The sequence below is a fragment of the Rhizobium sp. NFACC06-2 genome (genome assembly GCF_900101425.1).
GTDB classification, from domain to species: Bacteria; Pseudomonadota; Alphaproteobacteria; order Rhizobiales; family Rhizobiaceae; genus Agrobacterium; species Agrobacterium leguminum.
This window is the reverse complement of the sequence record NZ_FMVA01000015.1, coordinates 96,166-119,690: the sequence shown is the minus strand read 5'-3', so window position 1 is coordinate 119,690 and position 23,525 is coordinate 96,166. Positions and strand designations below refer to the sequence as shown.

22 protein-coding genes are annotated in these 23,525 nt (G+C 59.8%); 11 read left to right on the top strand and 11 right to left on the bottom strand.

Features of this window, described 5'->3' with window-relative positions; genetic code table 11:
• The first annotated feature begins 26 nt into the window (after nucleotides 1-26).
• Both F3H58_RS21845 and F3H58_RS21840 read left to right on the top strand, forming a co-directional pair.
• Nucleotides 27-443 (top strand): organic hydroperoxide resistance protein, encoded by a 417-nt coding sequence (locus F3H58_RS21845; RefSeq protein WP_149743750.1) that lies wholly within the window; start codon nucleotides 27-29, stop codon nucleotides 441-443.
• A 309-nt stretch (nucleotides 444-752) separates the two neighbouring features.
• Nucleotides 753-2,171: an aldehyde dehydrogenase family protein gene (locus tag F3H58_RS21840; RefSeq protein WP_149743749.1), complete on the top strand. Its 1,419-nt coding sequence runs from the start codon at nucleotides 753-755 to the stop codon at nucleotides 2,169-2,171.
• A gap of 46 nt (nucleotides 2,172-2,217) precedes the next feature.
• Here the strand turns inward: F3H58_RS21840 and F3H58_RS27575 are convergent, their stop codons facing one another.
• From F3H58_RS27575 to F3H58_RS21830, 4 genes are all read right to left on the bottom strand, one after another.
• Complete coding sequence (locus tag F3H58_RS27575; RefSeq protein ID WP_286169920.1) at nucleotides 2,218-2,349, bottom strand: hypothetical protein; 132 nt, start codon at nucleotides 2,347-2,349, stop codon at nucleotides 2,218-2,220.
• A 151-nt stretch (nucleotides 2,350-2,500) separates the two neighbouring features.
• Nucleotides 2,501-2,671, bottom strand: a complete 171-nt coding sequence (locus F3H58_RS27310) for a hypothetical protein (RefSeq protein WP_188129018.1) — start codon at nucleotides 2,669-2,671, stop codon at nucleotides 2,501-2,503.
• Nucleotides 2,672-2,739: 68 nt separating this feature from the next.
• On the bottom strand, nucleotides 2,740-3,720 hold the full coding sequence (locus tag F3H58_RS21835) for an alpha/beta fold hydrolase (RefSeq protein ID WP_149743748.1): 981 nt from the start codon (nucleotides 3,718-3,720) through the stop codon (nucleotides 2,740-2,742).
• Between the two features lie 19 nt (nucleotides 3,721-3,739).
• The gene (locus tag F3H58_RS21830; RefSeq protein ID WP_065656035.1) at nucleotides 3,740-4,258 is read right to left on the bottom strand and encodes a Dps family protein; all 519 of its coding nucleotides are present in this window, start codon (nucleotides 4,256-4,258) and stop codon (nucleotides 3,740-3,742) included.
• Nucleotides 4,259-4,669: 411 nt separating this feature from the next.
• Between F3H58_RS21830 and F3H58_RS21825 the strand changes: the two genes are divergently transcribed.
• The 7 genes from F3H58_RS21825 to F3H58_RS21795 all read left to right on the top strand — a co-directional run bounded on the left by F3H58_RS21825 (nucleotide 4,670) and on the right by F3H58_RS21795 (nucleotide 13,056).
• Nucleotides 4,670-6,964: an FdhF/YdeP family oxidoreductase gene (locus tag F3H58_RS21825; RefSeq protein ID WP_149743747.1), complete on the top strand. Its 2,295-nt coding sequence runs from the start codon at nucleotides 4,670-4,672 to the stop codon at nucleotides 6,962-6,964.
• Nucleotides 6,965-7,214: 250 nt separating this feature from the next.
• The gene (locus F3H58_RS21820) at nucleotides 7,215-8,795 is read left to right on the top strand and encodes a PAS domain-containing sensor histidine kinase (protein WP_149743746.1); all 1,581 of its coding nucleotides are present in this window, start codon (nucleotides 7,215-7,217) and stop codon (nucleotides 8,793-8,795) included.
• Nucleotides 8,788-9,444, top strand: coding sequence for a response regulator transcription factor (locus tag F3H58_RS21815; protein WP_149743745.1), 657 nt, complete (start codon nucleotides 8,788-8,790; stop codon nucleotides 9,442-9,444). Before F3H58_RS21820 ends, F3H58_RS21815 begins: the two co-directional genes overlap by 8 nt.
• A gap of 66 nt (nucleotides 9,445-9,510) precedes the next feature.
• Entirely contained in the window at nucleotides 9,511-9,885 is a 375-nt protein-coding gene (locus F3H58_RS21810) for a response regulator transcription factor (protein WP_080820869.1), read from the top strand.
• Between the two features lie 240 nt (nucleotides 9,886-10,125).
• Nucleotides 10,126-10,593: a hypothetical protein gene (locus tag F3H58_RS21805; protein WP_149743744.1), complete on the top strand. Its 468-nt coding sequence runs from the start codon at nucleotides 10,126-10,128 to the stop codon at nucleotides 10,591-10,593.
• A 1-nt stretch (nucleotide 10,594) separates the two neighbouring features.
• Complete coding sequence (locus tag F3H58_RS21800; protein WP_149743743.1) at nucleotides 10,595-11,842, top strand: oxalate decarboxylase family bicupin; 1,248 nt, start codon at nucleotides 10,595-10,597, stop codon at nucleotides 11,840-11,842.
• Between the two features lie 101 nt (nucleotides 11,843-11,943).
• Entirely contained in the window at nucleotides 11,944-13,056 is a 1,113-nt protein-coding gene (locus F3H58_RS21795) for an FAD binding domain-containing protein (protein WP_149743742.1), read from the top strand.
• 73 nt (nucleotides 13,057-13,129) lie between these two features.
• Here the strand turns inward: F3H58_RS21795 and F3H58_RS21790 are convergent, their stop codons facing one another.
• Entirely contained in the window at nucleotides 13,130-13,948 is an 819-nt protein-coding gene (locus tag F3H58_RS21790; RefSeq protein ID WP_149743741.1) for a helix-turn-helix transcriptional regulator, read from the bottom strand.
• A gap of 107 nt (nucleotides 13,949-14,055) precedes the next feature.
• Here F3H58_RS21790 and F3H58_RS21785 point away from each other — a divergent pair, with 107 nt between their 5' ends.
• Entirely contained in the window at nucleotides 14,056-14,952 is an 897-nt protein-coding gene (locus F3H58_RS21785; RefSeq protein WP_149743740.1) for an SDR family oxidoreductase, read from the top strand.
• A gap of 122 nt (nucleotides 14,953-15,074) precedes the next feature.
• Here F3H58_RS21785 and F3H58_RS21780 read toward each other — a convergent pair whose 3' ends face one another.
• Nucleotides 15,075-16,397, bottom strand: coding sequence for a solute carrier family 23 protein (locus F3H58_RS21780; protein ID WP_149743739.1), 1,323 nt, complete (start codon nucleotides 16,395-16,397; stop codon nucleotides 15,075-15,077).
• A 248-nt stretch (nucleotides 16,398-16,645) separates the two neighbouring features.
• On the bottom strand, nucleotides 16,646-17,803 hold the full coding sequence (ampC, locus tag F3H58_RS21775) for a class C beta-lactamase (RefSeq protein WP_149743738.1): 1,158 nt from the start codon (nucleotides 17,801-17,803) through the stop codon (nucleotides 16,646-16,648).
• Nucleotides 17,804-17,936: 133 nt separating this feature from the next.
• Here ampC and F3H58_RS21770 point away from each other — a divergent pair, with 133 nt between their 5' ends.
• Nucleotides 17,937-18,818 carry a LysR family transcriptional regulator gene (locus F3H58_RS21770; protein WP_149743737.1) on the top strand — a complete coding sequence of 294 codons (882 nt, stop codon included), beginning with the start codon at nucleotides 17,937-17,939 and terminating at the stop codon, nucleotides 18,816-18,818.
• Nucleotides 18,819-18,821: 3 nt separating this feature from the next.
• On the opposite strand, the gene chrA is transcribed toward F3H58_RS21770, so the two are convergent.
• The 4 genes from chrA to F3H58_RS21750 all read right to left on the bottom strand — a co-directional run bounded on the left by chrA (nucleotide 18,822) and on the right by F3H58_RS21750 (nucleotide 23,468).
• Nucleotides 18,822-20,030, bottom strand: a complete 1,209-nt coding sequence (gene chrA / locus F3H58_RS21765) for a chromate efflux transporter (RefSeq protein WP_149743762.1) — start codon at nucleotides 20,028-20,030, stop codon at nucleotides 18,822-18,824.
• A gap of 186 nt (nucleotides 20,031-20,216) precedes the next feature.
• Entirely contained in the window at nucleotides 20,217-20,699 is a 483-nt protein-coding gene (locus F3H58_RS21760) for a hypothetical protein (RefSeq protein WP_149743736.1), read from the bottom strand.
• A gap of 136 nt (nucleotides 20,700-20,835) precedes the next feature.
• On the bottom strand, nucleotides 20,836-21,378 hold the full coding sequence (locus F3H58_RS21755; RefSeq protein ID WP_149743735.1) for a hypothetical protein: 543 nt from the start codon (nucleotides 21,376-21,378) through the stop codon (nucleotides 20,836-20,838).
• 221 nt (nucleotides 21,379-21,599) lie between these two features.
• Nucleotides 21,600-23,468: a tyrosyl-tRNA deacylase gene (locus F3H58_RS21750; RefSeq protein ID WP_149743734.1), complete on the bottom strand. Its 1,869-nt coding sequence runs from the start codon at nucleotides 23,466-23,468 to the stop codon at nucleotides 21,600-21,602.
• Nucleotides 23,469-23,525 lie beyond the last annotated feature (57 nt).

Sequence of the window (23,525 nt, the reverse complement as noted above, 5' to 3'; positions counted from 1 at the left end):
GCAGCGGCAAATGAAAGGAGCCTCCCATGACCAAGATCGAGACTGTTCTTTATACCGGCAAGACCCACACGACCGGCGGGCGTGACGGATCGGCACAAAGCGATGATGGCGCGCTGGGCATCAAGCTCTCGCCTCCGGGCAGCGGAAAGCCGGGCACGAATCCCGAACAGCTTTTTGCGGTCGGCTGGTCGGCATGTTTTATCGGCGCCATGACAAAGGCGGCGGCGAAACGCCAGCTCCGGCTTCCCGCCGACACCGCCGTCGATGCGGAAGTCGACCTCGGCACGACGGGCGGCGAGTTCTTCCTGCAGGCTCGCCTGTCGGTAAGCCTGCCCGGGATCGATCGTCCCGTAGCACAGGCCATCATCGAGGATGCCCATCAGATATGCCCCTATTCGAAGGCAACGAGGGGAAACATCGATGTTACGCTCAAGCTCGCTTAAGCCTGTTGTCTCCGCCCGTGCGCTTGTCATCGCCATCGTGTTTGCGGCGATATTTGCAGCACCGTGCGTATATGATGCAACATCCGACGAGCCCTCGCCGCTTGCGGGACTTCTGGGCGCGGTCTCATCGATGTGACCCCAAGGGAACGGCTCGGCGCCCGCCGCAGCCGTTTTCGCTTTTCCACTTCTTCCTGCCATCCCTCTGATCAACTCAGTGAAGTCTTCTTGGACCCATCCGGCGCGCCTCCAGCGCGTTCCGCGGCGTCCAGACGAGCCGGATTTCCAACCATCTCAAACGAGGCCAGATCAATGCGATCAATTGAACACATCTATGTCGACGGTAAATTTGTGGTGCCAGACGGCAATGAACGGCTGGACCTTTTCAATCCGGCAACGGAAGAAAAAATCGGCGATGTCCGGCTTGGCAATGCTGATGATGCACGGGCCGCCGTGGCAGCCGCGAAACGGGCTTTTCCCGCCATGGCAAGATCCACCAAGGCGCAGCGTATCGATATGCTGCGCAGCCTGCGCGATACGATCGAAGAACGACCGGATGAGCTCACGCAGGTCATGACCGAAGAATACGGCGCACCCGCTTATTTCACGGCTTTCTCCGTTCAAAACGCAGCGTCGATTTTTGATGTTATGGCTGAGACCGTGGCGAACTACGACTTTGACCGGGTCGTGGGCAAAAGCACGGTCAGGATGCTGCCGCGCGGCGTTCTCGCCGCCATCACGCCCTGGAACAGCAATTTCGGTTTTATCGCCACCAAGCTTGCGCATGCAATCGGTTCAGGCTCGTCCCTCGTCATCAAGCCGGCCGAACAGAGTGCGTTTCAGACGGATATTCTGGTGAGAAGGCTGCATCGGGCCGGCCTGCCGGCAGGAGTTTTCAACATTGTCAACGGCACGGGTCCGGTGGTCGGTGCGGCGCTGACGCAGGATCCCGACGTGGCGACCGTCAGTTTCACCGTTTCCACCCAGGCTGCAAAGATCATTCAGCGCGCGGCGATCGACGGCATGAAAAGGGTGGTGCTGGAGCTGGGAGGCAAAGCACCCACCATTATCCTGCCGGATGCCGACCTCGACAAGGCTATACCTGTCGCCCTGATGTCGGGCTTTGCAAACAGCGGCCAGGCCTGCGTCGCGGGTACCCGCATCCTGGCTCCGCGGTCCCGTCTCCCCGAGATTGCCGAGCGGTTGAGGATGGCGGCTGAAAAATTCAAAGTTGGCGATCCCCGTGATCCGGAGGTTCGGGTAGGCCCTCTCGCCAGCCTTGCCCAGTGGGAGAGGATCCAGACTTACATCCGGCTTGGTGTCGAAGAAGGAGCAACCCTGCTGACAGGCGGAACCGGACGACCGGCCGGGATTGAAAAAGGATGGTTCGCCCGCCCGACAATCTTCGCAGATGTCACGAACGAAATGCGCATCGCCCGCGAAGAAATCTTTGGTCCCGTCCTGTGTCTTCTCGCCTATGAGGACGAAGATGAGGCCGTCAAAATCGCCAATGATAGCGACTACGGATTGCAAGCCTATGTGCTTGGAGCCGACCTCAGACGTGCCGAACGCATCGCCGAGAGGCTGATGGCCGGCCGCGTCGTCATCAACGGCGCACCGCATGATCCTCGCGCGCCCTTCGGCGGTTTCAAGCAATCCGGTATCGGCAGGGAGATCGGTGCCTTCGGTCTCGACGGCATGCTCGAACCGCGAGCCGTTCTCACCCCGTAACGCGAGAAGTTTGCAGCGCCAGTCCCGGCGCACTCTCCGTTCTGCTTCAGGCCGACTTTGTATCCAGAAGTGTCAGCCGTGCGAAAACCGACGTTTGGTGACGCAACAGCAGGTCGAAAGAAACAGCCGGGATACGATCAACATCTACCTGTTCAGGACGCGACACGGCGTTGGTCATCTCGGATCTCCATCATGAATAACGATATTGCGCCACTTGATGGAGAAGCGTTGTGTCGAGAGTTTTCCATCGAAACCGAAAACGGTACCTCGATGTAGCCTGTCTGGTTGCTGATACAATAAGCTACGGTCGAGGACGGCAATCCCATCGATCAGACCTGAAATTCCGTTTCGTTGTTCGAAGGATCCGGCTTCGCATCGACGCGATTTTCCGCCTCGGCCTGCTGCGACAGGGGAAGCTCCAGTTGGATGTCCTCCATCTCGGGCAGGCTGGCGATGCCGTCACGAAGGACAAGGTCTTCATAAGATGGTTTGAACGGCATCGGAATCTCCTTCCGCGCGGGAAATTGGCCGCCATCCGCTTTTTCCGGCGGCGACCCTTTACCGGTGATCAGCTCTTCACGAAGGCCAGCAGATCCGGATTGATGATGTCGGCATGAGTTGTCAGCATGCCGTGCGGATATCCCTTATACACCTTCAGCGTGCCATTCTTCAGCAATTTGACCGACAATTCGGCAGAATCTGCGATCGGCACGACCTGGTCGTCATCGCCGTGGAGAACGAGCGTCGGCACCGTGATCGCCTTCAGGTCTTCCGTCTGATCGGTTTCCGAGAAGGCCTTGACGCCGTCGTAATGGGCCTTGGCGCTGCCCATCATACCCTGACGCCACCAGTTCTGGATAACACCGGGAAAGACTTTGGCATCCGGACGATTGAAGCCGTAAAACGGACCGGTCGGCACGTCGAGGAAGAACTGGGCGCGGTTTTCGGCCACACCCTTGCGGAAGCTGTCGAAGACTTCGATCGGCAGACCGCCGGGATTGGAAGGCGTCTTCAGCATCAGTGGCGGAACGGCGGAGACGAGGACGGCCTTGGCGACACGGCCCTGCGGTTCGCCAAATTTTGCGACGTAACGCGCGACCTCACCACCGCCAGTCGAGTGTCCGATATGAACAGCGTTCCTGAGATCGAGATGTTCTGCAACGGCGGATGCATCGGCGGCATAATGATCCATGTCGTGGCCGTCGCTCACCTGCTGAGAACGTCCGTGACCGCGACGATCATGCGCCACGACGCGGTAGCCGTTCTGAACGAAGAACAGCATCTGCGCATCCCAGTCGTCGGAGGATAGCGGCCAGCCGTGATGGAACACGATCGGTTGGGCATCCTTCGGACCCCAGTCCTTGAAATAGATATCGACGCCGTCCTTGGTCTTTACGAATGATTCGGTCATTGGAAATGCTCCTTCGTTGCGGGATGGGGTGGATTTTGAAAAGGCTGTTGATGGCACTGCCATCGCAGCGGAAAGCGCGGCACCGGCCAGCAGAAGACGTCGTCTTGAAAGCGCCAGCGCGATTGGATCGTCGGTCATGTCGGTTTCCTGCCTGGCTTCAGCGGGAGCGACGGGTGGTTTCGAACAGGAACCATGTGCGGCGCTCGGTCTCGTCGATCCAGTTTTCGATCAGGCTGGTGGTGGCGTGATCGTTGAGGTCGGAGGTGAGGTTGTGCGTTTGTCGCAGGATGGCGGTCAGCTGCTTGTTGTCCTCGCGCAGTTCGGCGAGCATATCCTCCGGGGTGACGAAGTCGGCATCATTATCAAGGAGACGCTGGAGGCGGCCGATATGACCGATGGACCGGATGGTGGTGCCGCCGACCTTGCGCGCCCTTTCAGCAATGTCGTCGGTCATCGCGAATATCTGCGCTCCCTGTTCGTCCAGCAGCATGTGATAATCACGAAAATGCGGACCGGAAACATGCCAGTGGAAATTCTTGGTCTTGATGTAGAGCGTGAAGACATCCGCCAGCAGGGCGGTCAATGCGGCGGCGATGTCGCGGCTCGCTTCGGCACCGAGGTCAGTCGGCGTTGCGAGTGGAAGCTTGCGGTTGCTGGCAACTGTGGTCATGTCCATAATCGTTCTCCTTTTGCAATCGACCGCCCGGTGTTGAGCGCCCCTGTTGCGGCTGTCTGATCGGCACCGAGGATGAAAGAAGAATGGCTCGGGAGAAATCGGCTGGTGGTACAGTCCACCCGATACCTAAGTGTAGTTTCGGCGGGTTCCCACCCGGGATAGTTTTTGCCTGTCGCCCCGCCCCAGGGCGATTGGCTCGCAGAAGCCATGAACTCCGGTGTCCCCTCTCCCGGAGCCGCGGATCTCCTCCCGATCCGCCAAGGCCGCCCCCGCCGCAGGAGGCGGCCTTTTTCGTTCCGCCCTCCAGGGAGCAGGCAACCTATGCCTGAGTATGATGTTTACCCATCCGCAGTTGCGCTAGCGTCAGCGGGCACGACAATCGTCAATCTGCAAAATCGAAGGAATTCCGACATGGCAGAAGAGCGGCCGGAAGGTATTGAAAAATACGATCATCCCGCTGGCGGCTGGGATGCGTTGAAAGCTGTCGCGAAAACGCTCGCGCATCAGCAGATCGTCGCACAGGGCACGATGACGCTCCTTAAGGCCAATAAGCCCGAAGGTTTCGACTGTCCCGGCTGCGCCTGGCCAGACCCCAAACACACCTCATCGTTCGAGTTCTGCGAAAACGGCGCCAAGGCAATCACCTGGGAATCGACGGCGAAACGATCCGGACCCGAATTTTTCGCGCAGCATACGGTTTCCGAACTGTGGCAATGGACCGATCACAAGCTTGAGGATGCCGGCCGGCTAACCCTTCCCCTGCATTACAATTCCGAGAAGGACCGCTATGAACCGATCGCCTGGGACGATGCCTTCAGCCTGATCGCACGGGAACTCAACAAGCTTGACGACCCCGACAAGGCTGAGTTCTACACGTCCGGCCGGGCATCCAATGAGGCTGCGTTTCTCTACCAGCTTTTCGTGCGCGCGTACGGGACAAACAATTTCCCTGACTGTTCCAACATGTGCCATGAGGCGACAAGCGTCGGCCTTCCGAAATCCATCGGTGTCGGCAAAGGCACGGTGACACTGGAGGATTTCGATCATGCCGATGCGATCTTCAGCTTCGGCCACAATCCCGGCACCAACCATCCCCGCATGATGACGACTCTGCATAATGCCGCAAAACGCGGCGTGACGATCGTCGTGTTCAATCCGCTGAAGGAACGCGCGCTGGAGCGCTTCGCCGCGCCGCAGGACCCGATCGAGATGGCGACGCTCTCTTCGACGCCGATCGCCTCCGCCTATCACCAGCTTCGCACCGGAGGCGATCTCGCCGCCCTCAAGGGCATTATGAAGGCGGTGTTCGAACTCGATGCGGAGAGCCTTCAGGCGGACCGCGGCGGCGTACTCGACCGGGCTTTCATCGAGGAACATACCGCAGGCCTCGACGCGCTTCGCGCCGATATCGACGCGACGTCCTGGGATATGATCTGCTCAGTCAGCGGGCTGACGAAGGAGGCTATAGAGAGTGTTGCGAGGATTTATGTGAACGCTTCTAACGTCATCATCTGTTACGGCATGGGTATAACCCAGCACGCCAAGGGTACCAGCAACGTACAGCAGATCGCCAATCTCCTGCTGCTGCGTGGAAATATGGGTCGCCCCGGGGCGGGAATAGCGCCCATTCGCGGCCATTCCAATGTTCAGGGAGACCGTACCGTCGGCATTACCGAAATCCCGAACAAGGCGCTGTTGGACGGCATGGAACGCGCTTTCGGTTTCCGCCCATCTGCGGAGAAGGGTCACAACGCGATAGAAGCCGTGGAGGCAATCATCGCCGGCGAATCCCGCGCACTTATCTGCCTCGGCGGCAATCTCGCCGTCGCCATGTCGGATACAGGCGCGACCTTCGAGGGCATGCGCAACCTCGATCTGGCCGTTCATATCGCAACGAAGCTCAACCGCTCTCATCTTTTGACAGCAAGGACATCGCTGATCCTGCCTTGCCTTGGACGCACCGATCTGGATACTCAGGCGTCAGGACCGCAGGCTGTAACAGTCGAGGATTCGATGTCGATGGTGCATGCCTCTCGCGGTTTCCTCAATCCACCAGGGGAACTGGTGAGGTCAGAGCCCGCCATCATCGCCGGCATCGCGAAGGCGACCGTCGGAAACCGTCACGGAATTGATTGGGACTGGCTGATTGCCGATTACGACCGAATCCGTGACAAGATCGAAGAGGTCTTTCCAGATTTCAGGGATTTCAACAGCCGGGTTCGGGTAAAAGGCGGTTTTCGCCTTGATGTCGCGGCCTCCTTCCGCCGTTGGAACACGCGGAACGGCAGGGCCAATTTCCTTGTCGCCACAGGACTTGAAGAAGACCCGCTCATCTCCAATCCGGAGGCCCTCGTGCTGACCACGATCCGCAGTCACGATCAGTACAATACGACGATCTATGGCATGGATGACCGTTATCGCGGCGTCTTCGGCCGAAGGGACATTATCTTCATGAACCGGCACGACCTTGCCGCGCGCGGCCTGAAGGATGGTGATCGCATCGATATCCACGGCATCGGCCCGGAAAATGAGGACCGACATCTCGTTCAGGGTTTCACCGCGGTCGAATACAATATCCCGAAGGGGTCGGCCGCAGGCTATTATCCGGAGATGAATGCGGTGGTGGCGCTCGGCCATTATGACCGTCTTTCCGGAACGCCCTCCTACAAGGGTGTCCCGATCACGGTGAGACCGGCAGCCGCCTGACGGCCAAAGGCCCGGCGCGCAACGCAGCGGTCGTTGCACGCTCTTTTCCCCACCGTTTGGGCTGGACGTCACCTCGGGCCATCAGGCATGGCCTGTGGATGACCGGCCATATGTGCGGATTTTTCGATATATCGCCGTGCAGTTTTACCGCTATTCTGATGTTTCGACGACGGTGGCAACCAAGACCTATGTATAGGTCAGGTTGTGCTGAAAAAACCGTATTGTCGGCAAAAATCGCATCGGGGGAACAATGTCGATTGCGTCAAGGATGTTTCGCGCGCGCGAGCCGGAAGGTGGAGCGTACCATCTGGCCTTTGGCCTCGGGGCGCTGGCGCTGGCGGCCGGGGTATTTTACGTCGATACCTATACCGACATAGAAGGCGCGATCGCGGTGCTTTATGTCATCACGGTCCTTTTGGCCGCGCAGGCTGTAAGCTGGTCTGGACTGATCGCGATCTCCTGCGCCTGCGCCATTCTTTCCCTCCTGTCCTATGCAGCGACCCACGCGCAGGATGCGGATTTCCAGTCGGCGCTTCGGTTGGTCGTCGCCCTTGCGGCACTTGCCGTCACGACCATGCTGCTTTTGAAAACCGAGACCGCCCGGTTGGCAATGTTGTCCGTCAATGCGGCGCTGAAGGAAAGCGAGGAGCGTTATCGCTCCATTTTCGACCGTACGCGCGTCGCACTTTGGGAACGCGACTATTCGAAGCTTCACGCCCTGCTGATGGGCCTCAAGCAACGGGGCATCACCGACATGCGGGCCCATGCCCGCGCCAATCCGGGTTTTACGCAGCAATGCATCGATCTCATCACGGTCGTTGCATCGAATGAAGCCGGAAAGGAAATGCTGGGTTACGATTCCTCTATCCGCGGCACCCTCCAGCGATCGGTCGTGTCTTCGGCCGGCAAGTTCGTCGATGTACTGCAGGCGATCATCGACAATCAGGGTGTCTTTGAAGACAAGGTGGTGGTGCGCACCGACAGCGGCGAAGACAAGCTGGTGCTTCTTTCAATCAGTTTCCCCGCGGAGGCAGCCTCCTTCAATCGTGTGGTGGTCAGCATGGTGGATATCACCCAGCGCGAAATGGCGCTGAAGGCGCTGGCCGAGGCACAGGCGGAGCTGACAAAGGCCTCAAAGGCGGCGGCCGTCGGAGCCATGTCCGCATCGCTCTCCCACGAACTGAACCAGCCGCTTGGCGCCATCATCGTCAATGCGCAGACATTGCTGCGCTGGCTCGATCGCGATCCGCCGGATCTCGCCGCCGCCCGCCGCTCGGCCGAACGCATGATCCGCGACGGGCAGCGCGCTAGTGAAATCATCCAGAACACGCGCAGCCTGCTCGCCCATACGAGCGGCAAGGTGGAAACCTTCGACCTCGATGAGTTCATCGACGAAACGCTAAGCCTTCTCGAACATGAGCTGGAACGCAGCAGAACCACGGTGCATGTGGAAAAAGCGGTAACGCCGCCGATAACAGCCGTCAGGATCGAATTGCAGCAGGTCCTCATCAATCTTCTCACAAACGCCATTCAGGCCATGGACGAGGCGGGCACCGGCAATCGCACCATCACGGTGCGGAAGGAACGTGAAGACAGGGACAATATTCATATTGCGGTTCATGACAATGGACCGGGTTTCCCGGCGCAGATGAAGGAAAAGCTGTTTTCGCCGTTTTTCACGACCAAGGAAACGGGAATGGGCATGGGGCTTTCCATCTGCCGCACGACACTGGAAGCACGGGGCGGCAGGCTTACCGGTGACAATCATCCTCTCGGCGGGGCGGTCTTTACCATTTCCATGCCGATCAGCCAGGAGATGGAACATGCCTGAGGCACGCAAGACGACAAAGGAGCCGCCGTCACCCATCGTGTTCATCGTTGACGACGATGTGTCGATGCGCGAGGCGCTCACCGATCTTTTCCGCTCCATGAAGTTCGATGCCGAAGCTTTCGACAGCGCTGCCGCCTTTCTTGAAAAAGCCAATCTGAACCGGCCTGGCTGCCTGCTGCTTGATGTGCGGCTTCCGGGCATAAGCGGCCTGGATTTCCAGATGCAGCTGGAACGCGTCGGCCACGGGATGCCGATCATTTTCATGACCGGCTTCGGCGATATTCCGATGAGCGTGCGGGCGATGAAGGCGGGCGCCGTGGATTTTCTGACCAAGCCCTTCAAGGAACAGGACATTCTCGACGCCGTCGCGGCCGCGATGGAGCGGGATGCGTCACGACGCCGCGAAAGCGCCCAGAACGACGCCGTCACCTCCCTTGCCGAACAGCTGACGCCAAGAGAACGCGAGGTCATGGGCGCCGTTGTCCGCGGCCTGATGAACAAGCAGATCGCCTACGAGCTCGGCATAAGCGAGGTCACCGTGAAGCTGCATCGGGGCAATGTTATGCGCAAGATGGAGGCGAGATCCCTCGCCGATCTCGTGCGCAAAGCGGAGCTGATCGGCGAGAAGCTGCGGCCACCTGTATCTTAGTATGGTATCTTTGATAGCGGCATGGGCGCATAGAAGAAGAAAGAAAAACAGAAAAGGTCGCTTTCATTGCCCCCCGTTCCCGTCATTGCTGTCGTCGACGACGATCCCGCCATTCGCGAAGCCATGGATGATCTGATCATGTCTTTTGGTTACGAATGCCGCCTGTTTGCTTCTGCCGAAGAATTTCTGGAATCGAAGCAGCAGGCGGGCATCGACTGCATCGTCGTGGACGTGAAAATGCCCGGTCTTTCCGGCATCGAGTTGCAGAGCGAGCTGAACCGGCGCGGCGACCATCCGCCCATGATCTTCGTCACCTCCTATCAGGATGAGCGCACCCGGAACGCGGCTTTGAACGGTGGCGCATTGGCCTTTCTCGGCAAGCCAGTCAATATCGTCAGTCTGATCGGATGCCTGCAATCCGTGCTCAACGCACAATCCTGACGACAATCTTTCCCCCGTGAAATCCGTCGCTATTTCATGCTCCGACGCCTGCGTCCGGGCATGCGTTGTCGTTGGGCGAGCGCCATTTCCTGGATTGTTTCGCCGCCAAGACGTTCCGCTATACGAACTAGACCTCTGTATAGATGCCGGCCCCGCCTCTGCGCCGTAACCTTTGCTCCAGTCAAGCGCCTCCCTTCCGGACGCTCCCGACGACACCACCACCCATTTCAGGAGCAGGGCATGACCTCCATCAGCAAGAATGCTGACGCGCAAAGACGGCGTCACCTCAAAGTCGCAGCAATGTTGGTACTGGGTGCAGTCGCCTTGTTGGGAGGAAATGTACTCCTGATCAGGGATAGCGAGCCGGCGCTCGCGGCCTCCGAAGACGTCGCATCAGCCAGCGCCTTCCGCATCCTCACACCGCAGACGATCGACAGACCTGGCGGACATTCCGCGCCTGTCGGGGCCGCCGGCGATGCAACCGAAGGCAAAGAGACTGTCGCGGCCACTGACGACACATCCTGCGTCGCCATCCGCGCCGCCCGGAAAACCGACCGGCACGACGCGCTCGATCCAAAAGCCTTCTGTCAGCTCCAACACCGCCTCTTCAATGCCGAGCTGATCGACCGCATCGCCTTGCTCCAACTCGCATCACAGACGCACACAATCGACACCTCGTCCCAACTCGCCATGAACAAGGAGTTCTGAAATGGAAACGTTGACCAGACGCGCAGTCCTCGCAATCGGCGCCGTCGGCGGCACCGCCCTTGCCGCAAGCGCGGCCGGAGCAGCATCTTTCGGCAATCCCGATCAGCCCGCCGAGGGAGCAATTAATGCCAATGCCGCCGGCCTCAGCGATCCCGGCCCGAAAAACCCTGCGATCAACAATCAGTTTCCGTCTTTCCAGAGCCCACCGGCGACCGATGTCGGCGACATGCAGCTTTTCTGGGGCTCGTTCAACAACGCCGCCAAACGTATCCAGAATGGCGGCTGGGCACGTCAGGTGACCAAGTCGGACTTCACGATTTCGGATGCCGTGTCCGGCGTCAACATGCGGCTCGGACCGGGCGGCATTCGCGAGATGCACTGGCACCGCGCCGCAGAATGGGCGATCATGACCAACGGCCATTGCCGCATCACGGTGCTCGATACGCAGGGCCGAGCTTATGTGCAGGATGTGGAGGCCGGTGATCTCTGGTATTTTCCGGCCGGCTACCCCCATTCGCTGCAGGGACTTGGTCCCGACGGTTGCGAATTCGTCATCGTGTTCGACGAAGGCGACCAGTCCGAATATGGCACCCTGCTTCTCACCGACTGGTTGGCGCACACCTCTCCCGAACTGCTGGCCAAGAATTTCGGCGTCGTGCCGGACGTGTTCCGGAACATTCCACTGCAGAACCTTTGGATATTCCAGGGCAAGGAGCCGGGACCGCTCTCCCGGGATCAAGAAGCCGTTGCCGGCGCGGGGCTTCCCCCGTTCCCGTTCACCTATAAACTCGCGGCATCAAAGCCACTGAAGGAAAACGCTGCCGGCGTCATTCGCCTCGCCGACAGCAGCGCCTTTACCGTGTCCAAAACCATCGCCGCCGCCATCGAAACGATCAAGCCCGGCGGGGTACGCGAAATGCACTGGCACCCCAACGCGGACGAATGGCAATACTGGATCAAGGGTGAAGGCCGGATGACCGTGTTCGACGCGGGGCCACGCAGCCAGACCGCGGATTTCCGTGCTGGCGACATTGGCTACGTGAAGAGGAGCCAGGGCCACATCATCGAAAATACCGGCAAGACCGACCTGCAATTCGTCGCGGTCTTCAAGACCGCCGAATACCAGGAGGTCAGCCTGTCGTCCTGGCTGACCCACACCCCGCCGGCGCTCGTAGCCCAGCACCTCAACGTCAGCATCGAGGATGTGGCGAAGTTTCCCGCAAACCAGCCGGCAATCATGCCGGGCTGAACATCCTGCCCAGCCTTTGACCGGCGTTTCGGCATACCCGATCCGCAGGTCTTCCAAGACAGGACGCAACGCAAAACCAGTATCGAAAGTGAGGAACAGCCATGAAACCATTGACGATCCGGATCGCCGGCGGCTCGCTTGCCGGTCTCTTCACGGCCATATTGCTTCAGCAGGACGGGCACGATGTGAAAGTCTACGAACGCTCTGCATACGGCCTCGCAGGGCGTGGTGCAGGACTGGTGCCGCAGCAGGAATTATTCGAGGTTCTGGACCAGATCGGCTGCGAAGACGTCTCCCATGTCGGTGTGGTTGCGAAGGAGCGCATCTACCTCGACGCCGGCGGCCACGTCGCCCAGCGCCAGAAGACGCCGCAGATGCAGATTTCATGGGACTATCTCTTCGAGCGCGTATCCTCCCGCCTCCTCGCCGATACCTATCGTCTCGGACACCATATCAACGCGGTTCGGGAAGGCCCTGATGGAGTGACACTATCCTTTACCGACGGCACGGAAGACCGCGCTGATCTGGTGATCGGCGCGGATGGCCTGGGTTCGGTCATCCGCAAGGCGGTTAATCGCCATTCAGAAAACGCCTTTGCGGGTTACGTCGCCTGGCGCGGACTGATCCGGGAAACCAAATTGCCGGCCGATGCATCCCTGCTGCTCGACCGCTTCGCTTTTTATATCGCACCCGGAATTCATGTTTTGGGTTACCTCGTGCCGGGCCCAAAGGGTGAGATACAACAGGGACAGCGCCGCTACAACTGGGTGTGGTATCGCCCCACACCGGCTGACGAGCTGCCCCGCACCTTCGCCGGCCGCGACGGCAGGCATTTCGAGTATTCGCTCCCCCGGGGTGAGCTAGCCGAGCAGCGCCGCGAGCAACTGCGCAGGGACGCGTTTTCCCTTCTGCCGCCGCAACTGGCTCTTGCGGTGGAAGCCGAGGAAACCCCATCGATCCAGGGCATTTTTGACTATGAGGCTGAACAGATAGTGTCGCCACATATGGCGCTGGTCGGGGATTCCGCCTTTGTGGTTCGCCCTCACACCGCAATGGGCGTTTCCAAGGCCGCGGGCGACGCAATGGCACTACGCGACGCCCTGCGACAGATGGACGACCTGCCTGCAGCCCTTTCACGATATCAGAAAACCCGCCTGCCGGTGGGCAAATCAATTGCCGCCTATGGCCGGAGGCTTGCCGAGACCGCGATCTGACGACGGGTCAAAATCAGGTGCGCCCGGCGTCATTGTCGTCCGGGAGCTTGTGCCTACGGCTAAGCGTAGGGGGTCATCCGGATTTTGCGATCAGCGAGCGAAATCGCTCGCTCATTTCAGGGTTGGCGGGATTATAGACCATCATGTTGAGATCCGAGCGTCCCTCCACCGCAAAGCATGAAAACTCCAGTTCGATTGTTCCCAGAACCGGATGGTGTAGGCGCTTGAGGCCCTCGTGCATGCTTGTGACCTCGTTGTCATCCCACATGGCCTTGAATTCGGAGCTGGCGGCCGAGAGCTCATCGACAAGTTGCTGGATGCCGGCGCCAGCGCCGGCGCGCGCGGCATCTGCCCGGAACGCGCCGACCACGTAGCGGGCGACATTGCGCCAGTCCTCCTGGGCAGTGCGCACCCGTTCATCGGAGAAAATCAGACGCAGAATGTTTCGGTTCTCCCTCGCCAGTTTGCTGTAATCCGTGAGTATGACGGCGGCGGCCCGGTTCCATGCCAGAACGTCCCATGTCGCCGTTCTGATGATCGCGGGGCTGAAGGGCAACGCGTCGAGCACGCCCTGAAGACGGGGCGTTATCGTCTCGGGCTGGCGATAACGCGGCTCGGGCGGATGTCCGAAGGCCAATATATGCAGGTGGTCGCGCTCGGGATCGGTCAGCATCAGTCCTTTGGCGATACGATCCAGCACATCCGCCGAGGGCGAACCGCCGCGACCCTGCTCCAGCCACGTATACCAGGTCGGACTTATGTTGGCACGCTGGGCGACCTCCTCCCGGCGCAGACCCGGTGTGCGGCGGCGGCCGATGGGAAATCCAAACGTTGCAGGATCAAGCCGCAGGCGGCGATCGCGCAGGAAGGTGCTAAGTGCATTCTCCGTCATTGCATTCCTCGCCGCAGCCTGTTGAGAATTATACCATGATAAAGTCACTACTTTAACAGGACAATTCTTCATGAGATCACCCTCCCCGTCAACGCGGGAGATTTTGTATGCGTGTTTTTCTGACAGGTGCCACCGGGTTCATCGGCTCCCGGATTCTTCGTGAACTGCTCATCGACGGCCACGAGGTGATCGGCCTCACCCGCTCGGAGGCCGGCGCAAAAGCGCTGCAGGCCGCTGGAGCTTCCGCCCACATCGCAACGCTGGAAGATGCGGCCAGACTCGCCGGGGGGGCAGAGACTGCCGATGCCGTCATCCATACGGCTTTCGACCATGATTTCGCGAATTTCGCCGCCAATTGCGAAAAGGATCGCCGGGTGATCGCGGCGCTCGGTGCCGTATTGGCTGGTTCCGAGAGGCCGATGCTCATCACCTCAGGGGTCGGCATGGGTGACCCCGGCAATGGCGAACCCGCCCGGGAGGATGTATTCGATACGCATCATTTCAATCCGCGCATCGCCTCGGAACTCGCGGGCCAGGAGCAATTGCAGGCGGGCGTCAATCTCGGCGTCGTCCGGCTCCCGCAGGTGCATGACACGGTAAAACAGGGCCTCATCTCGCCCTATATCGAGATGTCGCGCGAAAAAGGCATCGTCGCTTATGTCGAGGACGGCGGCAATCGCTGGTCCGCCGGGCATGTGGACGATGTGGCGAAGCTCTACGTGATGGCGCTCCTTCGGGCCGAGCGGGGTGCTCGCTATAATGCCGTGGCGGAAGAAGGCGTTATGGTGCGCGATATTGCCGGGATGGTTGCCGAGAGGCTTGGGCTGCCGCTCGTTTCCATAGGCAAAGAGGACGCCGCCGGCCATTTTGGCTGGTTTGCCCTGTTCGCCGCCATGGATCTTACGGCCTCCAGCGCGCTCACCCGGGAGAAACTCGGCTGGATACCCACTGGACCGGGCCTGCTCGACGATCTCAGAGCCATGGACTACGCGACGATCGAATAACCGGCAGGCAGGCGTCCCCCTCACGCCTGTCGTCAGGATCAGATGCGGCGAAGATGGCAACACGGCAGCACCGGGAAAACCGATGCTGCTTCCAAACATGGTGGATGTTCAGATGGCAGGCATCACTTGCCCGACGCCGGTCTGCCAAGGCCCAGCAGGTGGTAAAAGGCAATCGCTCCGATTGTTGCCGTGCCGATGCCATCGAGCGTGAAGCCCGCGACATTGAGCTTGAAGTTGCCGGCGCCCAGCACCAGAGCGATACCCACGGTGATGAGGTTGCGCGGCTCGGAAAAATCGACCCTGTTTTCAACCCAGATCCGCCCAGCTGTCGCCGCGATGAGGCCGAAGACCACGACGGAAAGGCCGCCGATGACCGGTCCGGGAATGGTCTGAATGAGCGCACCGAATTTCGGCGAAAAGCCGAGAATGATGGCCACCAGTGCAGCTACGACGAAGACGAGCGTCGAAAAAATGCGGGTTATCGCCATGACACCCATGTTTTCGGCATAGGTCGTCATGCCGGTGCCACCGAAGGCGCCTGAGAACATCGTCGCAATGCCGTCACCGATAAAGGCGCGACCGAGATAACGATCGAGGTTCTGCCCGGTCATCGCGCCTATCGCCTTGATATGCCCTAGATTTTCCGCCACGAGAATGACGACGACCGGAGCAATCAGCGCAATCGCGGAGCCGGAAAATACCGGCGCGGTGAATGTCGGCAGACCGAACCACGATGCGGCCGCAACGCCTGCAAAATCGACCGGTTTGCCGAGACCGAGGCCGTTCGCCACCACGAGATAAGCGATATAGGCAATCGCGCCGCCGAGAAGAATGGGCAAGCGGCGCGCCATGCCGGGCGCATAGACAGCAATCGCGCCGACCGATGTGACAGTCAGGATCGCAATCCAGCGCGAGAGCTGGTCGCCGTCGGGATTGCCCGGGCCGGAGCCGGAAGCGCTTGCAATCGCAATGGGTGCGAGAACGAGACCAATTGCCGCAACGATCGCGCCGGTCAGAACCGGCGGCATCAGCTTTTCGATCCAGTCATGGCCGGCGATCATGACGATGACGCCGATCAGCGCATAAAGCACACCGGCGGCGATGATGCCGCCGAGCGCCAGCGCGATATCAGGGCTCGCCGCACCCGCGGCTGCGCCCGTTGCCACGAGCACCGGTCCGATGAACGCAAAGGAAGAGCCAAGATAGCTCGGGACACGTCCGCCAACGGCGATGAAGAAGATCAGTGTAGAGATGCCCGAAAACAGGATAGAGACGTTCGGATCAAACCCCATGATCAATGGTGCAAGAACCGTCGATCCGAACATCGCCACGACATGCTGAAGACCGAGCACCGCGGTCTGCCCCGCAGGCAGACGCTCATCGGGCAGGATGCGCCCTTCGGTTTTCAGTCGCCAGCGCGGAAAATAACCACCGGTATCACTCATGTCGCCCCCCAGGAAACAGCCGGCACGCGCTTCCCGGATTTTCCGGTTTCAGTTCGTCGCCGTGCAAAAGATTTGCTTTTTATGATTTGCGCCCGCCTCCGGAGATCGAATCGGCAGCCGATGCATCTTTTCTCCGTTAGCGCGATCGGCTGCACCTGTCATCGGCAACGGACCGTTTCCCACTGTTACGCATTCCGGCGCGGAACAATCAGCTCCCGCGCCGGTAAAATGATACCAGATCGACGGTATTAGCGCGCTTTTTCAAGCGCCGTCAGAATCTCATAGGCCGCCGAAACCCGCTCCTCATTGGGGTAGTTTTTATTGGCCAGAATGACGATGCCCAATTTCTGCTTTGGTATGAACGCCACATAAGCGCCAAAACCATTGGTGGAGCCGGTCTTGTTGATGAAGACATCCTGGCGCGGCTTCATGGGCGGTGAGATTTCGGAAACCGGAACAGTCTTGAGCAGGGCACCGGAATTCAGCTCTCGCAATGTCTTCAGCGGTGCGGGATAGGCATATTGCTCCCAGACCATGTCCTGCGTCATGGCGCCGACGCTGAAATATCCCGTATGGGTGTTGGTGAGCGCCTGCTGGATTTTTCCGTCCAGCTTTTCCAGTCCCATATTCGCATTGACGAAACGGATCATATCCTCCGCTGTCGATTTGACGCCGTAGGCTTCCGAAGAGAGAACGGCCGGTGTCACGCGGGCGGGCTCGCCCGTTCGCTTATAGCCCTGCGCATAATCGGCCATCTTTGCCTCGGGCACCACGGTAAAGGTGTTCTTCAAGCCCAGCGCGGGGAACAGCGCATCTTTCATGGCGTCATCGAAGCTTTGGCCCATGGCCTTTGCGGTGATGTATCCGAGCATTCCGATGCTGGGATTGGCATAAGTTCTGTGTGTTCCGGGCTTGTATGAGGGTTTCCAGGCCTTGAGATATGCCAGCAACTGCTGTTCCGTCTTGACGTTATCCGGCACCTGCAACGGAAATCCGCCGGCGGTGTGGGTGCCGAGTTGCATCAGCGTGACATCACCGAAGGGCTTGCCCTTCATGGAGGGAAGATAATTTTCCACCTTGCCCGAGAGCGAAAGCTGGCCATTCATTTCGGCGTAAGTGCTGAGGGTGACCGTGAAAGTCTTGGAGATGGAGCCGAGTTCGAAAAGCGTCTGCGCCGTCACCGGCTGGCCCGAGCTTTTGGACATGACGCCATAGGTGAAGATGTGGCTTTCGCCATCGACACTGATACCAACGGCAAGGCCAGGAATGCCGTTTTTCTCCATGACCGGTTTGATCGCGGCATCCGTTATCGCTTTCAGCTTCGCATCATCGGCGGCGAGCGCCTGCGTGAACAGGCCCGTCGAAAGCAAAGTGGCCAGTGCGATATGTCTGCGGTTAAGTTTCATATTTCGCGTTCTCCAAAACCTAGGGTGGATTTTCAGCCCGTGGGCCGTTCCCAGCGAAAGACGTTTAACCGGCCTACATTGCACGAACAAATCATGATATCTCGGAGAAGACACAAGAAAATCTAGGTCATGAATGGTTCGGCAATTTCTTCCACTGAACGGCTTACGGGCTTTTGAGGCATCCGCGCGGCACCTGAGCTTCACCCGCGCGGCCATCGAATTATGTGTGACGCAGGCGGCTGTGAGCCAGCAGGTGAAAGGGCTGGAAAAGCGGCTTGGCGTTTCGCTTTTTCAGCGGCTTCCGCGCGGCCTGAAGATTACCGCCGAAGGCGAGGCCCTGCTGCCGACGGTGACAAGTTCCTTCGACCAGATGGCGACGACGCTCGACCGGATCGAGGCCGGTCAGGTGCGCGAATTGTTGTTTCTGGGTGTTGTGGGAACCTTTGCCGTGGGCTGGCTGCTGCCCCGGCTGAAGGCGTTTCAGAAGCAGCATCCCTTCATCGATGTCAGGGTTTCCACCAATAATAACCGGGTGGATATGGCGGCTGAAGGGCTGGATTTCGCCATTCGTTTCGGCCAAGGCTCCTGGCATGGCACGGATGCCTTTCGGTTATTCGAGGCGCCTCTCTCCCCGCTCTGCACGCCGAAACTGGCAGAGACGCTGAAAACGCCCGCTGATCTGATGGAAGCGACGCTGCTGCGCAGCTACAGGGCCGATGAATGGAGCAACTGGTTTGCCGCGGCCGGCGTGACGCCCGCGGCGCAGGTGAATGCCGGCATTGTTTTCGACACGTCTCTGGGCATGATGGAGGCCGCCCTGCAGGGGCTGGGCGTGGCGCTGGCGCCGCCATCGATGTTTTCGCGGCATCTCGCCTCCGGCGCGATCATCCAGCCTTTTCCGGTTACCATTTCGCTCGGGAGCTATTGGCTGACCCGGCTGCAATCGAAACCGCCGACACCCGCCATGCAGGCCTTTTCCGACTGGATGTTCAACAGCATAGGCGCTGCGGAATAAGGCTTATGCAAGGGCGAGCAGAACGCCGCCGGCCGCGCAGAGGACCACCACGGCCCATGGCGGGGTTTTCCAGATCGTCAACAGGATGAAGCCAGTGAACGCCAGGGTGAAATCCTTCGGGGTGAAGATGGCGCTTGTCCAGACCGGATCATAAAGCGCTGCGCCCAGAATGCCGACGACAGCGGCATTTGCGCCGCGCATGGCGGCCTGCGCCAGAAGGTGCTTGCGGAACCCTTCCCAGAAGGGCAGCGCGCCGACGAGCAGCAACATGCCGGGCAGGAAGATCGCGACAAGGGCGATCGCCGCACCTGCAACGCCGTTGGGCTGCGGCCCTGCCACCGCACCGAGATAGGCGGCGAAGGTGAAGAGCGGGCCGGGCACGGCCTGGGTTGCGCCATAACCGGCGATGAAGGCATCTTCCGTAACCCACCCCGTGGCGACGACTTCCGATTGCAGCAGCGGGAGCACCACGTGCCCGCCGCCGAAAACCAACGCGCCGGCGCGATAAAAGGCATCGAACAAGGAGAGGCCCTGTGACGCCGCGACCGCCGCAAGCAGGGGCAGCAGTCCAAGAAGCAGGGCAAAGGTGGCGAGCGCAATGTATCCCGCACTTTTCGGCACCCGGAAGGCGAGATGGGTGGCCTGCCGCGCGGCATCGGCGCGACAGAAGGCAAGCCCGGCGAGCGCGCCGACGGCAAGCGCCAGGATCTGCCCGAAGGCGCCGGCGACAAACACGACGCAGACGATGCCGGCAAGCGCGATGCTGGCCCGCTCACGATCCGGCGCAAGGCTTTTTGCCATGCCCCAGACCGCCTGGGCCACGACGGCGACAGCGACGATTTTCAGCCCATGCAGGAGGCCGATGCCGACTGGCCCTTCGATGGAGGCGGCGACCATGGCGAAGAAAAAGAGGAGAATGGCGGATGGCAGGGTAAACGCCGTCCAGGCCGCCAGCGCACCGAGCGGGCCTGCCCGCAGCAGCCCGAGCGCAAACCCCACCTGGCTGGAGGCCGGGCCGGGAAGAAACTGGCACAGCGCCACAAGATCGGCATAACCGGCCTCGTCGATCCATTTGCGCCGCACGACCAGCTCATCGCGAAAATAACCGAGATGGGCAATGGGGCCGCCGAAGGAGGTGACGCCGAGCTTCAGGAAAGCTGCGAAAACCTCGCCGGGCGTGCCGTGTCTCCGGCCGTGCACTTCGGCCTCCATGCTTCGCGTTGACGATTTCACCAAAGAACTCCCTGTGTGCAACGGCTAGTCGTCAACACATATCAGCCTCAAGACGGTTTCGGTATCAGATACCATTATGACAGGCATATGAAGGGACTGACGGCGTTGACGCCGGAACGTTGCGATAACGTTCCGGCGTCGTTTGGCGATTATCCGGCGAAGGGCCTATCGCTCGGTGGGCAACAATGCGGTGAAGTGCGAAATCCAGCCATTTTCATCGGTGCCGCCGGAAAAGCCCGTCGCATCCCAGATGATGTGATGCCGGTTGCTGCCGTTGTGGATGGTCACCGCGGCGGCGATGGGGGTTGGGGATCGCCATGAGAAGTTTTGGTTGGCGCCCGGCGCGAGGTGGCTGAGGGATTCAAGCTGGACATCGTCGAGGAACAGGACAGTGCTCATCTGGGTCTCATAGAGATATTCCCATCGTGCCTGCGCCAGCCCATTCGCTGCCGCAACGAGAAGATTGCTCTCGCCGACGGGATCGGCCAGGGCCGCAAGACGCCAGGCGGCGAAGATGCTGGCGATATCCCCGCCGCTGAGCCCGAGACTTGTGAGGAACTCGATGGTTTGGTCATTGCGGAAAGCATTATAGCCTGCTTCACCGAAGGGCCGGATATGCTTGACGACGAAATTGCCAAGAAGTGGCATGTGTATCTCCTTTTGGACATTGACCACCTGTTCCCGGACGTTGGCGTGCAGGATAGCATGGTGGGATCTGTGGTTGATTGGGCGCCGGATAAATCCGGCAATCGATGGAAATGCGGCCGGTGTTCGGCTTTGCGGCTTAGCCGAAGGTGATGGCGACGCGGGCCGGCATTGCCAGAAATTCCTGCAGGCCGAGCCGCGTTCTGGCACCGCCCCGCCCGGCTGGCCATGGATCGAGGATATGAAGTTCCAGATCCTTGCCATTCACGGTGTAGCCATAGACGAGGTAATAGTGGTACTCCGTTCCGATTACGAAGACGCGGTTGTTATCGATCTCGTGTCTGACGATGTCGGCCGTCAGGCCATTGACGAAGTGGCCGCCGGTCGTTTCGTGATCGAAGGCGTTCCACTGGCTGGAAACCAGCTGGACGATATTGCTGTTCCGATTGGCGCCGGTCTGTTCATTGATGCCGCCGGTTTGATCCAGAACCTCCGCCAGTTCCCAGCGCTCGCGAACCTCGGGATCGACGGTGGCGAGTGCCGCGGTGTTGCGCCTTGCAATGACGTATTGCGTCGCCGCGGGAAGTCCATAATAGGCCCGCACCATCTGTTCGACGGCGGTAAAGCACCAGGCGGGGGTTAGCTGGGGCACCAGGGCGGGAGGGTTGTTGACTGTTGGCATGGTCTTCTCCTTGTTGAAAATGACGGGGTACGGGTTACAGCCGGGTGCCCGTCGTTGATTACATCTGCTGGGTGTTGAGGTCTGGGTGGTGTTGGCCGTCCTGCCGGCATCTGCGCCGGCAGGACATTGCCCATGATCCCATGCCCGAGGGGACGTGTTCGGCCGGGATCATGGAGACGCTTCCTGTCGGGCCGGGACAGGAGCGGCAGGCTCTCAGGGGATCAGGCGGTCTTGCTCAGATCCTGACGATAGGCCTGCAACGACGCGATTTTTGCGTCCGCGGCGGCCTCGCGTTCGGCGACGATGGCCGAGAGCTTCTCCGCGACACCCGCCAGATAGGCCGGCAGATTGGCACTGTCGATATATCCGCCCTGCAACTTGTTGAGCTTCGACCATCCTTCGGCAAAGCTGCGGTTGAAGCGGTCGGAGACGATCACCACCGCGTGCCACTGGGCGGTTTGCCTGACGAAGAACTCGTCGACGGAGCGGATGAGCTGCGCGAAGCGGTTCTTTCGCAGCGTCTCCTGCCCGGCGACATTTTCAATGCCGGTGATCTGACGCTGTGCATCATCTGCAACCGCCTGCATGAAATCGGCGAAGCCTTTGAAGAAGAAGGCGATTTCTTCAACGATTTCCTTCATGCGTTTCAGCGCCGAAATGCTGACGTTGAGCGATTGCACCGCAAGCTTGATCTTGTCATCCTCGGCCTGCTTCCCCTTCAGCAGGGCATTGATCCTGATGAGCTCGGCCGCCTGGGTACGGCGTTCCTTCTCATAGGCCTCCGCCTTGTCGATCATCTGCATCTGGATTTCGCGCAGGCTGGCCGCCTGTTGCTGCTGCTCTTCGGAGAGCTTGCCCAGCCCCTTGTCCAAAGCATCGAGCGAAGCCTGCAGGCTGGAAATAACCGTTTGCTGAGCGGCGATCTTTTCTTCCTGCGCCTTGAGTTCCGCGGCACGTGCAGCCAGACGCTTGTCGAGTTCGGCAAGCTCGATGGCCTTGCTCGATTTGGGGTCCGCGCTCTCCGCGTCCTGCGCAAGCTTCGCCTTGGCGTCCTCGAGCGACTTGACATCCCCCTTCAGAGCGTCGCGTTTTTCCTCGCTTTTGCGAAGCTCGGCTTTCTTTTCGGAGAGCTCGCTCTGCTTGGCGGCCGCATCGGCCTTGCTTCCGCCGCCTGACGGGTTGCGGGAGCCGCCGCCCTGCCCCTGCCCGTCTGCATCCTGCCCGGCCTTGGACTGTCCCGAAAGCGCGCCGCCAACCGACGAGGCCAGCATGGAGGCAGGACCGCCCGCCACCATGGCGATGGCGGGAATTGCGCTTGAAATCATCTGCGCGCCGACGCGGACGATCGACATGACAAAAGCACGCTGCTCGGCCGTATTGGCCCGCTGCTCATATTCCCGTGCCTTCTTTTCGAATGCCGCAACCTGTTCCTTGAGATCGTTGACAAGCGATTCAAGCTGTTCCCGCCGTGCGTCCGCCTCCCGGATTTCCCGTTCCATCACGGCTTTATCGGCGAGGCGTTTGCTCAAGGCCGTTTCGCTCATATCCGTGGTTTGCGCCGTGTCCCTGATGATGGCGTCATAGGTTGCAGCAAGGGCAAGAAGCTCGTCTCGAACGCTGAGCGCCCTATCCCGGATATTCGTTGCGAGCTTTATCAGATCGTTGGAGACAAATGCCTTGATTTCCGCCTGATCGTTTTCTTCCCTGACATCGAGCCAGTCCGGGAAAAGATCGGCGATGGACAGGCCGATGCGGGTGGCTGCCTCCATCGCGTTCTTCATGACTATTTCGCTTTTCTGCTGCGACGTGATCAGCCTGTTCATGATCGCGCTGATGCGGACGCGAATATCGCCGTTTTCCTGCGGCGTGGTGTTATAGGCGATGTAAAGCAGATCGATCGCATTGTCGGTGTCGCGCTTGGCGCGCTCGACATCATAGGTTCCCTGAATTTTATCGACATAAGACCGGACAAGCGCCGTATCCGACTTGGGAAGGCTGAAATTCGGTTGCGAAACGATCGCATCGACGCCGGCATCGATTGCGCTGTTGATCTGGGCGGTCCGGCTTTCGAAAGTCACGACATTGTTCATTTTCATGCTCCTGTTGATGGGTGGTTACGGAGAGTCATTTTTTTGGGGGGTGATCGT

Excerpts from the sequence above, each read along its gene's own strand:
- F3H58_RS21845 (WP_149743750.1), top strand. The coding sequence starts at position 27 with ATGACCAAGATCGAGACTGTTCTTTATACCGGCAAGACCCACACGACC.
- F3H58_RS21840 (WP_149743749.1), top strand. The coding sequence starts at position 753 with ATGCGATCAATTGAACACATCTATGTCGACGGTAAATTTGTGGTGCCA.
- F3H58_RS27575 (WP_286169920.1), bottom strand. The coding sequence starts at position 2,349 with ATGACCAACGCCGTGTCGCGTCCTGAACAGGTAGATGTTGATCGTATC.
- F3H58_RS27310 (WP_188129018.1), bottom strand. The coding sequence starts at position 2,671 with ATGCCGTTCAAACCATCTTATGAAGACCTTGTCCTTCGTGACGGCATC.
- F3H58_RS21835 (WP_149743748.1), bottom strand. The coding sequence starts at position 3,720 with ATGACCGACGATCCAATCGCGCTGGCGCTTTCAAGACGACGTCTTCTG.
- F3H58_RS21830 (WP_065656035.1), bottom strand. The coding sequence starts at position 4,258 with ATGGACATGACCACAGTTGCCAGCAACCGCAAGCTTCCACTCGCAACG.
- F3H58_RS21825 (WP_149743747.1), top strand. The coding sequence starts at position 4,670 with ATGGCAGAAGAGCGGCCGGAAGGTATTGAAAAATACGATCATCCCGCT.
- F3H58_RS21820 (WP_149743746.1), top strand. The coding sequence starts at position 7,215 with ATGTCGATTGCGTCAAGGATGTTTCGCGCGCGCGAGCCGGAAGGTGGA.
- F3H58_RS21815 (WP_149743745.1), top strand. The coding sequence starts at position 8,788 with ATGCCTGAGGCACGCAAGACGACAAAGGAGCCGCCGTCACCCATCGTG.
- F3H58_RS21805 (WP_149743744.1), top strand. The coding sequence starts at position 10,126 with ATGACCTCCATCAGCAAGAATGCTGACGCGCAAAGACGGCGTCACCTC.
- F3H58_RS21800 (WP_149743743.1), top strand. The coding sequence starts at position 10,595 with ATGGAAACGTTGACCAGACGCGCAGTCCTCGCAATCGGCGCCGTCGGC.
- F3H58_RS21795 (WP_149743742.1), top strand. The coding sequence starts at position 11,944 with ATGAAACCATTGACGATCCGGATCGCCGGCGGCTCGCTTGCCGGTCTC.
- F3H58_RS21790 (WP_149743741.1), bottom strand. The coding sequence starts at position 13,948 with ATGACGGAGAATGCACTTAGCACCTTCCTGCGCGATCGCCGCCTGCGG.
- F3H58_RS21785 (WP_149743740.1), top strand. The coding sequence starts at position 14,056 with ATGCGTGTTTTTCTGACAGGTGCCACCGGGTTCATCGGCTCCCGGATT.
- F3H58_RS21780 (WP_149743739.1), bottom strand. The coding sequence starts at position 16,397 with ATGAGTGATACCGGTGGTTATTTTCCGCGCTGGCGACTGAAAACCGAA.
- ampC (WP_149743738.1), bottom strand. The coding sequence starts at position 17,803 with ATGAAACTTAACCGCAGACATATCGCACTGGCCACTTTGCTTTCGACG.
- F3H58_RS21770 (WP_149743737.1), top strand. The coding sequence starts at position 17,937 with ATGGTTCGGCAATTTCTTCCACTGAACGGCTTACGGGCTTTTGAGGCA.
- chrA (WP_149743762.1), bottom strand. The coding sequence starts at position 20,030 with ATGGAGGCCGAAGTGCACGGCCGGAGACACGGCACGCCCGGCGAGGTT.
- F3H58_RS21760 (WP_149743736.1), bottom strand. The coding sequence starts at position 20,699 with ATGCCACTTCTTGGCAATTTCGTCGTCAAGCATATCCGGCCCTTCGGT.
- F3H58_RS21755 (WP_149743735.1), bottom strand. The coding sequence starts at position 21,378 with ATGCCAACAGTCAACAACCCTCCCGCCCTGGTGCCCCAGCTAACCCCC.
- F3H58_RS21750 (WP_149743734.1), bottom strand. The coding sequence starts at position 23,468 with ATGAACAATGTCGTGACTTTCGAAAGCCGGACCGCCCAGATCAACAGC.